Genomic DNA, 11177 nt, shown 5'->3' with positions numbered 1-11177 from the left:
TCATGGTGGTTCACCTGAATCCTGAAAAACAGGCGACCGATGCAATCAAGAAAAAGGAGCAAGATCTAGCACTGAAAAAGGCAGCATAAATGCAACACTCAGGCGACAACTAGCTTGAAAATTTCCGTAACCGATCACCCACCTCAAAGATTAAATGATTAAGTAATGCCGTGCAAATCAGATCACGGAGGGTTAACAACAAACTGTTGTTTCCATACTCTGACCAACAAGAATAAACTGCGCACAGTCCTTTCTGACGCCGAGCAGGAAGCCCTGTACAGCCTGCCGGATTTCGACGATGCGCAGCGGCTGGAATACCTGGCCTTGTTCATGGCGGCGCCCTGAGCATGCGCAGGGCGCCGTTCAGCCTCAGGCTGCGACGGTAAACACCACCGGCCCGGCCAATTGCTCGGCATAGGCATCATTGGCAAGGAACCATACCTTGTAGGATCCGGCCGCCAGCCCCTGGGTCTTGAGCGTGATCTGTCCATTGAGCGCGGTGGCGTATTCGTACACGCTATAGGTCTTGTAGCCAGCCTGGTCAGGAACACTACTGGAAAGTGGAAACACGCCGATCCAGTTGCGTGGATTCTGTTTTTGCGCCGCTGTGCTGTAGTTGAATGCAATGCTGCCGCCATGGCGTATGACCGGTGTCGGGGTGGACAGCGTCGACGGCGCAATCACGCCGATTTGCGGATCGGTCCAGCTGCGCGCTTCACTTTCGACGTGGCCGGCGACCCGGCGCAGAAAGTTGGCGTCGGAATCTGCCGTCACGCTGAAGTCATACCAGCCTTTGGCCGCAGCCAGCGGCACCATCAGCTTGAGCGCCCTGCCCACCGCCACCGGATAAGAGCCATGGAAGCCGATCGACGGGCCGGCATTGGCGCTGATCGTGAAGGTGCACGGTTTCGATCCGGCCTGGTTGGATAACACCAGGGTGATCGCATGGCGCTCATAGTCGTCACGCACCTGGACTTCCGGCCTGGCCGCCGCGCTGCCGGCAACTGCAAAGCTGCCTTTGATTTCACGGAAAAAGCCGTTCGGACCATGCACGCGCAATTCGTACTGGTCGCCGGTCCAGTTGTTCAGTTTGACGTCGTGCAGCGCCTTGCCGGCTTCCACCGCGTAATGCCACGGACCGTCCTGGCGCAGGTTCGAATAAGCGATGAAAGCGGCGCCGGCCTTGCCCGTGTTGCCTAATGTCAGCGCCAGTTCGCGGTGGCCGGATTGCGCGGCGTGCCGCGCATCGACATGCAGCTGATACGGCAAATGACAGGCTGGCCGCGGACCGCGATTCAGCTCTTGCACCGGGAAGGTTTGTACGGTCGGCGGCGTAGCGCTCACCGTCGAATCGACCTTGTGGTAAGGCGGCGCCGGCGTGATTTGCGGCCATGCCTTGTTCGGCGTCTTGAAATCGAATGCCGAGGTCAGGTCGCCGCATACCGCGCGCCGCCAAGGTGAGATATTTTTGCAGGTCACCTTGTCGCGCTCCAGCCCGTGGCCGCAGACCAGCCATTCCTCCAGGAAGCGCAGCACCGATGTATGGTCGAACAACTGCGAGCAGACGCGGCCGCCGCGGCTCCATGGCGAAATCACCAGCATCGGCACCCGCGGGCCGAGGCCTTTCGGTACTTGCTGGTAGACCTCGCCGACGAGAGGATCGGCCAGCGTGGTGAGCCCCATGTCGGCGCTCGATGGCGGAACATTAGGCGGCATGTGATCGAAAAAGCCATCATTTTCGTCATAGTTAATCAGGAACACCGTCTTCGACCACACTTCCGGATTGCTGGCCAGCGCGCCCAACAAGCGGGATGCGATATCTTCACCGGCGTTTGGCGAGGCTTCCGGATGTTCGCAATATTCGTAAGGCGCAAAAATCCAGGAAACCTGCGGCAAGGCGGTCTTGCCATTGACGCCATCGATATCGCGCTTGAATGCCTTGATCAGCTGATCTCCCTTGGTGCCGGCGGTATTGGCTTGGGTTGATCCATCCACCAATGCCCGGCCATTCTGATACAAGGGCGAACTGGTCTTGAGACGGCTGCCGTCGCTCTCGACCCGGAAATTCCGGAAATAGGCGAGATAGTTGTCGCCATAGTTGTCGAATTCCTGGTAAGCCTTCCAGCTGACGTTATTGGCTTGCAATACTTCGGCGTAGGTCTTCCAGTTAGGCGCAGCTGCGGTGGTTGCGGCGCTGATGTCGTCCTTGTTGAGATCGCCGTTGTAGATCGGATTGGCGTTATACAGGTTGCCGTCGTTGAGCCCGGTGATGTTCTCGCCGGCGCTGCCGGACAAGGCATAGAAGCGGTTCGGATCGGTCGGGCCGAAAATCGAGCAGTGATAGGCGTCGCAGATGGTAAATGCATCCGCCACCGCATAATAGAAAGGCAAGTCGCCGCGGTCGAAGTAGCCCATGGTGTAGGCGGTTTTCTTGGGGACCCAGGCGTCCCAATTTTTCCAGGTGGTCTCGGATCCTTTCCAGCTATGGTTCAAGCCGACATGCGTGGCGTTGGTGCCCTGCGCGTCGAAATGGTAAGGCAGCACATAGGAGCCGCCATTCGGCTGGTACCACACCGATTGCCCGCTTGGCAGCGAAATGGCGCGTGGATCGCCGAAGCCACGGACCCCGGCCAGCTTGCCAAAGTAATGATCAAAAGAGCGATTTTCTTGCATGAAAATCACGACGTGCTCGACATCTGCGATTGTGCCGGTCCGGTTGTAGGCGGGAACCGCCAGCGCTTGTCGGATGGTGTCTGGAAAAACGCCCGCTGCTGCTGCGGCAGCTGCCGTTTTTGCCGTCAGGGCCAGGAAGTCACGTCTGCTCTTTTGCGCCATAGGGTTCTCCGGGGAAGTTCATGGTTGAATTTGCCCGACAGGCTATATTTTTTATATTACATCCTCATGACCGGCGAGGAACCTGGACGGGAAATACGTTAATTTCCAAAAATAAATCATTAATAATCAACGCATTATTGATTGTTGATGATCCAATTTATTTAATGTATTACGTCAGGTTTTTGTCTGAAAACGACAAGGTTAGCTGAGGGGAATCAGCTGCTGCTGCCGGTAACTGTATGGCGTGCAGCCACTCCAGCGCCGGTATGCGCGGGTGAAAGCGCTTTGCTCGGAATAGCCGAGCAATTGGGCTATTTCGGCCAGTTGCAGACGCGGATCGGCCAGATAATGCTCGGCCAGGCGGTGGCGGATACTTTCGCGCAATTCCCTGAAATTGATGCCGCCGGCTTCCAGCCGGCGATGCAAGGTGCGCGCCGATACATGGAGTTCGTTCGCCACCGGCTCCAGTTCCGCCCGCCCTTCACGGATCAGCCGCGCGATACAGCGCCGCACCGCCTGTTCGAAGTCGTCGGTCGGCGGCAGCTCTGCCAACAAGGCATCGGCTTGCCGCTCCAGTACGGTTAGCAGGAACGTATCCGGTTGCCGCAGCGGCAAAGCCAGCAAGGTTTGCGGCAAGCGGATGGAGGTAACCGGCTGCGCAAACAGTACCGGACAACCGAACCAGTCGCGATAGGGTTTGCTGTCGGCCGGCACCGGATTCACAAAACAGACTTGGGTCGGCACGATGCGGCGGCCGGTGGCGCTGTGCGCCAGCTGCAATAGCGCGGTGATGGCGCATTCATCCACTAGCGGTCCGGGACGGCCTTGATCGACGCCCCATTCGAGCCGCAGATCGCTGCCTTCCAGCGCGCTGCGCATCGGGTTGACGTCATATAGCAGGCGCTGGTATTGCAGGGTGCGGGCCAGCGCCACGCCCAGATCGGGGCACGCCAGCAGCACATAGCCCATCACGCCGAAGTGGGCCGGGGTAATACTCTGGCCCAGGCGCAAGCCCAGCAAGGGATCGTGCAGATGCGCGGCGGCGCGTTGCAACAGCGCTTTCCAGCGCGCCACAGGAAAACGCTGCAAGCCGCGGTCGGCGGCTTCCGGCGCCGCCGCGCCCAGCAAATCGACGGCTGCCACCCCTTGCTTTTCGAGATATTCATAGAGCAGCCTGACGTAGGTGCTGGGCACGACGCCACGTAGCGGCTGGTCCGGAGTAATATGGGGCATGGCGAGAATTGTCAAATAATTGTCCGGCGCGGTCAAGCATTTCAGCGCCCCCGCTCTTAATATCCGATAGATCGACATTGCGCATGGAGCGGCACATCATGATGGACCTGATCGCCTGGATGGAAGCCACCTTCGGCGCCCACATCGAGTGGAAACAAGTGGTGCTGATCGGCATGACGCCCTTGTTCCTGGTCGGCTTCGCCATCGAATGGCAAGTCATGCGCAAGCGCGGCAACCATCGCCAGTTCTATTGGAAAGACATCCTGACCAATATCAACCTGGGCGGCAGCTACCAGCTGTTCGAACTGGCGGTGCACGTGTTATTCGTTGGCGCGGCCGTATTCTGGTTTTGGCACCATCGCTTTTTCACGATCCCGGTCAACGCCTGGACCTTGCTGCCGATTTTCCTCGCCGTCGAATTTTGCTATTACTGGTTCCATCGCTGCAGTCACCGCGTGCGCTGGTTCTGGACCGCCCATGTGGTGCATCACAGCGGCGAGCACATGAACATGAGCACCGCCATGCGGCAGTCGTTGCTCTATCCGATCACCGGCTGGTGGTTGTTTTTCATGCCACTGGTGCTGCTGGGCGTGCATCCTGCGGTGGTGTTCATCCTGTACGCCTGCGACCTGGTGTACCAGTTTTTCATCCACACCGAAAGCGTCGGCAAGCTGCATCCGGCGCTGGAATACGTTTTCGATACGCCGAGCAACCATCGCGCCCATCACGGCCGCAACGATTGCTATATCGACAAAAACTATGGCGGCGTGCTGATCGTCTTCGACCGCCTGTTCGGCACGTATGTGGAAGAGCAGGAAGCGGTGGATTACGGCATCAAGCGCCAGGTCTACAGCCACAACCTGCTGACTCTCAACTTCCACGAATTCATTGCCATGTGGCGCGATGTGGGCCGGCCTGGCAGCCTGGGCCAGCGCCTGAAGCATCTATGGGCGCCGCCCGAGTATGAACGGTGCGCGGATTAAGCCTCAAGCCAGGCCTCAAGCGATTTCAGTCAGAATTGCCTTGGTCCGGTCCAGCGCCGGCGCTACATCCGGCCAGACTCCTAGCTGGATGCAGCGGCCACATTGGCCCGCGCAATGTGCAATTTTTTGTAGCTATCGATCAGGCGCGCGTGCCTATCGAGCCCTTCCAGTTTCATACTCGTTGGCGTTAAGCCGAAGAAGCGCACGCTGCCGTCTACCGAGCCCATCACCGCGTCCATCCGAGGGTTGCCAAACATCCGGCGGAAATTGACCGCGTAATCGTCCAGTTCCAAGTCGTCATCCAGCATAACCTCTAGCACCACATTCAAGGCCTGATAAAACAATCCGCGCTCGACCGTGTTGTCGTTGTACTGCAGGAAGGCTCCCACCAGTTCCTGTGCCTCCTCGAATTGCTGTAAAGCGAGATGAATCAGCAGCTTTAACTCTAGAACTGTCAGTTGCCCCCAGAGCGTATTCTCGTCAAATTCGATGCCGATCAATGTGGCGATGTCGGAGTACTCATCCAGCTCATTGTTCTCTAAACGCTCAAGCAGTGCTTCCAGGCTGTCATCGTCCAGGCGATGCAAGTTCAAAATATCGGCACGGAACAACAGCGCTTTGTTTGTGTTATCCCAGATCAAATCATCTACGGGATAGACTTCCGAATAATCCGGCACCAAGATCCGGCAGGCAGTGCTGCCAAAATGCGTATACACCGCCATGTACACCTCTTTGCCCATGGCTTCGAGAATGCCGAACAACGTCGCGGCTTCCTCGGCATTGGAGTTCTCGCCCTGGCCGGAAAAATCCCACTCAACAAAATTGAAATCAGCTCTGGCACTGAAAAAGCGCCACGACACCACACCGCTGGAATCAATAAAGTGTTCAACAAAGTTATTTGGCTCGGTTACAGCGTTACTGACAAAGGTGGGGCGAGGTAAATCGTTCAGACCTTCAAAACTGCGACCCTGCAGCAATTCCGTAAGACTACGTTCCAGCGCCACCTCCAAGCTTGGGTGGGCTCCGAACGAAGCAAACACACCGCCTGTCCGCGGGTTCATTAAAGTGACGCACATCACCGGGTACTTTCCACCCAGCGACGCATCCTTCACCAGCACCGGAAAACCCTGCTCTTCCAAGCCCTGAATGCCGGCCAGAATGCCAGGGTATTTCGCCAGCACTTCTTGCGGCACATCAGGCAATGCGATTTCACCTTCCAGGATTTCGCGCTTTACCGCCCGCTCGAAAATCTCCGACAGGCATTGCACCTGCGCTTCGGCTAGCGTATTACCGGCACTCATGCCATTGCTGACGTAGAGGTTTTCGACCAGATTGGATGGAAAATACACCACCTCGCCGTCCGACTGACGCACATACGGCAGCGAACAGATACCGCGCTGCACATTGCCGGAGTTGGTGTCGACCAGATGCGAGGCAGACAACTCGCCATCAGGATTGTAAATTTGCAAACAGTACTCATCCAGAATTTCAGCCGGCAGCGCATTCTTAGGGCCAGGCTTAAACCAGCGCTCGTTCGGATAATGCACAAACGCCGCGTTGGCGATGTCTTCGCCCCAAAACTGACCGGCATAGAAGTGATTGCAATTCAGTCGCTCGATATACTCTCCCAACGCCGACGCCAACGCGCTTTCTTTGGTCGCTCCCTTGCCATTGGTAAAACACATCGGCGAGTGCGCATCGCGGATATGCAGCGACCACACGTTGGGAATAATATTGCGCCATGAAGCGATTTCAATCTTTATGCCCAAGCCCGCCAAAATTCCCGACATATTGGCGATGGTCTGCTCCAAGGGCAAATCCTTGCCCGCAATATAGGTACTTGCTTCAGAAGACGGATTCAACATCAGCAACGCCTGAGCATCGGCATCTAGATTTTCTACATCTTCGATCACAAACTCGGGCCCGGCTTGCACTACTTTTTTTACCGTACAACGCTCGATGGAGCGCAAAATACCTTGGCGGTCTTTGTCCGAGATATCCGCCGGCAACTCAACCTGAATCTTGAAAATCTGCTGATAACGGTTTTCCGGGTCAACAATATTATTCTGCGACAGGCGGATATTTTCGGTAGAAATATTGCGAGTTACACAATATAATTTCACGAAATAAGCCGCACACAAGGCCGATGAGGCCAGAAAGTAATCGAACGGACCAGGTGCCGAGCCATCGCCCTTATAGCGGATAGGCTGGTCGGCCACCACCGTGAAATCATCGAACTTGGCTTCAAGACGAAGCTTATCGAGAAAGTTGACTTTAATTTCCATGAGGGAATTCCAAAATAGTGCTAAAAATAAGGCAGCCACTATAATCCATTTTTTTTAAACCTTATAGCAATGGCTGTTGACCGGCCCCACGCCGCCTCTCCGCAGCAACCAAAGCAGCCACTCAAACACACGGAGTGCTAAAAAAGAGCTGAACGATGAGTCTCATAACAATGAGAACCACACCACTCCCCTGAAAGAGGGTTGGGCTTTTTGTATCTGGCGTGAGAACAATTGCAAGCAATTATGGCACTTCAGAATTTATCTTCCGACTGTCGCATTACGCCTTTACGCCGACACACTGATGTCAACCGGAACCCCGCCCGTATTGTCTTTTCGGAGCGTTGTTTGCTTGCGACTCCCTGACGATTTTCTGGAAAGAGTGTAACAATTTGTGACCGTAGAGCGATGTAGCGCCACATCTATGAGATCGCGCTATCTTGATGGTTTAGCGGCAGCGCCTGGCGCGCCGGCCCAACTGCATAGGGCAAGGCCGCGGGCAACTATTCCTTTTTCTGCTGTTTCTGATTTGTGTAGTGATGCGAAATTCGCTGCGCCTTGATTTCACACATTTTTTTGTCACGTAGCTGAAATATAACTGCGCTATCTTCGCTCGCGGTTAGGTAACAACACTCCCAGCACAACAGAGGAAAGCATGAACAAGAATATGATGAAGGCCATCCCGGCGGCCTTGTTTTTAGTTGGACTGGCAGCCTGCAGCGGCTCCGGCAGCAACAACACTCTGACACTGACCCCGGTGAGCGCGCAAGATGCGCTAGCGACAGCGACCCCGATCAAGCACGTCGTGGTCATTTTTGGCGAGAACAACTCTTTCGATCATTACTTCGGTACTTATCCCGCCGCTACCAACCCGGCAGGCGAACCGGCGTTCATTGCCGCCAGCGGCACGCCAGCCGTGGCCGGCCTGACGCCAGCCCTGCTGACCGCCAATCCGAACTCGACCAACACTGCCAACGGCGCCGCCGCGGCTAACCCGTTCCGCCTGGACCGCTCGCAAGCCCTGACCGCCGACCAGAATCACGGCTACACCGCAGAACAGAACGCCTTCAATGGTGGCGCCATGGACCTGTTCCCGAAAAACACCGGCACCGCATCCAGCGGCACCGGCACCGGCCCGTTCTTTACCAAGGGTCTGGTGATGGGCTACTACGACGGCAACACTGTGACCGCCCTGTGGAACTACGCCCAGCATTTCGCCATGAGCGACAATTCCTTCGATACCGTGTTCGGACCGTCGACCCCTGGCGCGCTTAACCTGATCTCCGGCCAGACCAACGGCGTGACGCAGGTCGTCGGCAGCAACAGCACGGCTCTGATCGCCGACGGCCAGGGCGGCAAAACCATGATCAGCGATATCGACCCATCCGCCGATACCTGCTCGTCGACTGCCAATACCGCCACCATGAGCGGCAAGAATATCGGCGACCTGCTGAATGCGAAAAGCGTCAGCTGGGGCTGGTTCGAAGGCGGCTTCGACCTCACCGCGACCAACCCCAACGGCACCACCGGCTGCGCCCGCAGTACGTTTTCAACAGTGCTGAACGGCTATACGAGCGACTACATTCCGCATCACCAGCCATTCCAGTACTACGCGTCGACCGCCAACCCTAAACACATCCGTCCTGGTTCGGTGGCGGCAATCGGCACCAGCAACGATGGCGGCGCCAATCATCAGTACGACACCAACGACTTCTTCACAGCGGTCGCTGCCGGCAATTTCCCGTCGGTCAGCTTCCTCAAGGCCCAGGGTTACCAGGACGGCCATGCCGGCTATTCGAATCCGTTGGACGAGCAAGCCTTCATCACCAAGACAATCAATTTCCTGCAACAACAGCCTGACTGGGCCAACACTGTCGTCATCATCGCGTACGACGATTCCGACGGCTGGTACGACCATGTCAGCAAGGTAATCAACGGCTCGACCACGACTGCCGACACCTTGAACGGCGCCAGCACTTGCGGCAGCGGCACACCGCTGAATGGCATCAACGGCACGCCGGTGCAAGGCCGTTGCGGCTTCGGCCCGCGTTTGCCGTTGCTGGTGGTTTCACCCTATGCAAAAGCCAACTTCGTCGACCATACCCTGACCGATCAGTCTTCAGTACTGCGTTTCGTTGAAGACAACTGGCTGAGCGGCACCCGTATCGGCCAAGGTTCGTTCGACGCTATCGCCGGTTCGATCCAAGGCATGTTCGACTTCACCAACGGCGGCAACACACCGAAGCTGAATCTCAATACGACTACCGGCCTGCCAATGTGATAGTTCTGGCAAATAATGCCTGTTTCAAGTCATGATTCCCGGCGGCGCTGCGCATTTTAGGCAGCGCCGCCGGAACGTTTTTATGACGGCGCAGCTTGCCGTTCACCATAGCCTCGATGAAACGCTACTCCAGATTGTTTTTCGCCGTACCCTGCCTGTTGCTGGCATTGGCCGGTTGCGACCGCGCCACGCCCTCCGCATCTGCAACCGCTGCGGCAGTTGCGCCCGCGATGCCCGCAACGCCGATTTATCATGCCGCCCCTGACGCTGCCCATCCTGTGGAGTTAAGCGCTGTCGCCCAGCTCGGCAAAAAGATTTTCTTCGATCCGTCGTTATCCGGCTCCGGCAAGCTGGCTTGCGCTTCCTGCCACAGCCCGGACCACGCGTACGCGCCACCGAACAACCTGGCGGTGCAACTGGGCGGTCCCAGGCTGGAGCGCCAGGGCTTGCGCGCGGCGCCTTCGCTGCGCTACCTGGAACACACGCCGATATTCACTATCGGCCCCAACAGTTCGGTGCCGGACAGCGATACCGTTGCAGCGGCGCCTGTAACCACGGCTGACGTCAGGGTAGCCGCAGTAGCCAAAAGCACGCAGCCCAATGCGTCGCTGCTGGCGGCGGAAGCCAATGTGCCGATGGGTGGACTGGACTGGGACGGCCGCGCCGATACCTTGCAGAACCAGGCGCAAGGACCGTTTCTCGATCCGAACGAAATGGACAACAAGAGCGCCGCAGCCTTGCTGGAAAAATTACGCAGCGCGCCGTATGCAGAGGATTTGCGCAAGCTGTTCGGCGCCAACGTGTTCGACAATTCCGGCCTGGCGCTGAGCGAAGCCTTGTTCGCGCTGGGACGCTTCCAGCTGGAAGACCCGAGCTTTCATCCCTACGACAGCAAGTACGATTATTATCTGGCCGGCCAGGCCAAGCTGAGCGCGGAAGAAAGCCGCGGCCTCAAGCTGTTCGACGACCCGAAAAAGGGCAATTGCGCTTCCTGCCACATCGACAAGCCTTCACGTGACGGCATGTTTCCGCCGGCGTTTACCGATTACCAGTTTGAAGCGCTGGCCGGTCCGCGCAACAAGGACCTGATTGCGAACCGCGATCCGGATCATTACGACCTCGGCCTGTGCGGGCCGATGCGTGACGACTATAAAAAACAAGCGTCCTACTGCGGCCTGTTCAAGACCCCGACCTTGCGCAACAGCGCCACCCGCGGCGCACTGTTCCATAACGGCGTGTTCAAGAATCTCGACGACCTGCTGCATTTTTATGTGGAACGCGAAACCGATCCTGCCAAGTGGTATCCGAAACGCAAGGATGGCAGCATCGACAAGTACGACGACCTGCCGCCGCGCTACAAGAAGAATGTCGATGTCGTGGACGCGCCTTTCGACCGCAAACACGGCGATGCGCCGGCGTTGAATGCGGATGAGATCAAAGACATGGTGGCGTTTCTGAAAACGCTGAACGACGGTTATCAGCCCGGCGCAGGACAAAACAGCGCTTCCAAGTGAGGCAGCAGGCTGGCATGGGCGATTGGCATGAAACCACGGGCTGTCAAGC

7 protein-coding genes are annotated in these 11177 nt (G+C 57.2%); 4 read left to right on the top strand and 3 right to left on the bottom strand.

Annotated elements, in window-relative coordinates; all coding sequences use genetic code 11:
* Positions 1 to 165: 165 nt before the first annotated feature.
* Entirely contained in the window at positions 166 to 345 is a 180-nt protein-coding gene (locus ABI171_RS12945) for a hypothetical protein (protein WP_348099300.1), read from the top strand.
* 24 nt (positions 346 to 369) lie between these two features.
* Here ABI171_RS12945 and ABI171_RS12940 read toward each other — a convergent pair whose 3' ends face one another.
* Both ABI171_RS12940 and ABI171_RS12935 read right to left on the bottom strand, forming a co-directional pair.
* Positions 370 to 2835 (bottom strand): phospholipase C, phosphocholine-specific, encoded by a 2466-nt coding sequence (locus ABI171_RS12940; protein WP_348092960.1) that lies wholly within the window; start codon positions 2833 to 2835, stop codon positions 370 to 372.
* Between the two features lie 201 nt (positions 2836 to 3036).
* Entirely contained in the window at positions 3037 to 4068 is a 1032-nt protein-coding gene (locus ABI171_RS12935) for an AraC family transcriptional regulator (RefSeq protein WP_348092959.1), read from the bottom strand.
* 98 nt (positions 4069 to 4166) lie between these two features.
* On the opposite strand from ABI171_RS12935, the gene ABI171_RS12930 reads away from it, so the two are divergent.
* Complete coding sequence (locus ABI171_RS12930; RefSeq protein ID WP_348092958.1) at positions 4167 to 5051, top strand: sterol desaturase family protein; 885 nt, start codon at positions 4167 to 4169, stop codon at positions 5049 to 5051.
* Between the two features lie 80 nt (positions 5052 to 5131).
* On the opposite strand, the gene ABI171_RS12925 is transcribed toward ABI171_RS12930, so the two are convergent.
* A complete protein-coding gene (locus ABI171_RS12925) occupies positions 5132 to 7336 on the bottom strand; it encodes an OsmC domain/YcaO domain-containing protein (protein WP_348092957.1) in 2205 nt (734 codons plus the stop codon).
* A gap of 652 nt (positions 7337 to 7988) precedes the next feature.
* Here ABI171_RS12925 and ABI171_RS12920 point away from each other — a divergent pair.
* On the top strand, positions 7989 to 9614 hold the full coding sequence (locus ABI171_RS12920) for an alkaline phosphatase family protein (RefSeq protein ID WP_348092956.1): 1626 nt from the start codon (positions 7989 to 7991) through the stop codon (positions 9612 to 9614).
* A 95-nt stretch (positions 9615 to 9709) separates the two neighbouring features.
* A complete protein-coding gene (locus ABI171_RS12915; protein ID WP_348092955.1) occupies positions 9710 to 11128 on the top strand; it encodes a cytochrome c peroxidase in 1419 nt (472 codons plus the stop codon).
* The last annotated feature ends 49 nt before the right edge of the window (positions 11129 to 11177 follow it).

This window comes from Collimonas sp. (assembly GCF_039923675.1).
In the GTDB taxonomy this organism is placed as follows: domain Bacteria; phylum Pseudomonadota; class Gammaproteobacteria; order Burkholderiales; family Burkholderiaceae_D; genus Collimonas.
This window is presented reverse-complemented; position numbering and strand designations above follow the sequence as displayed.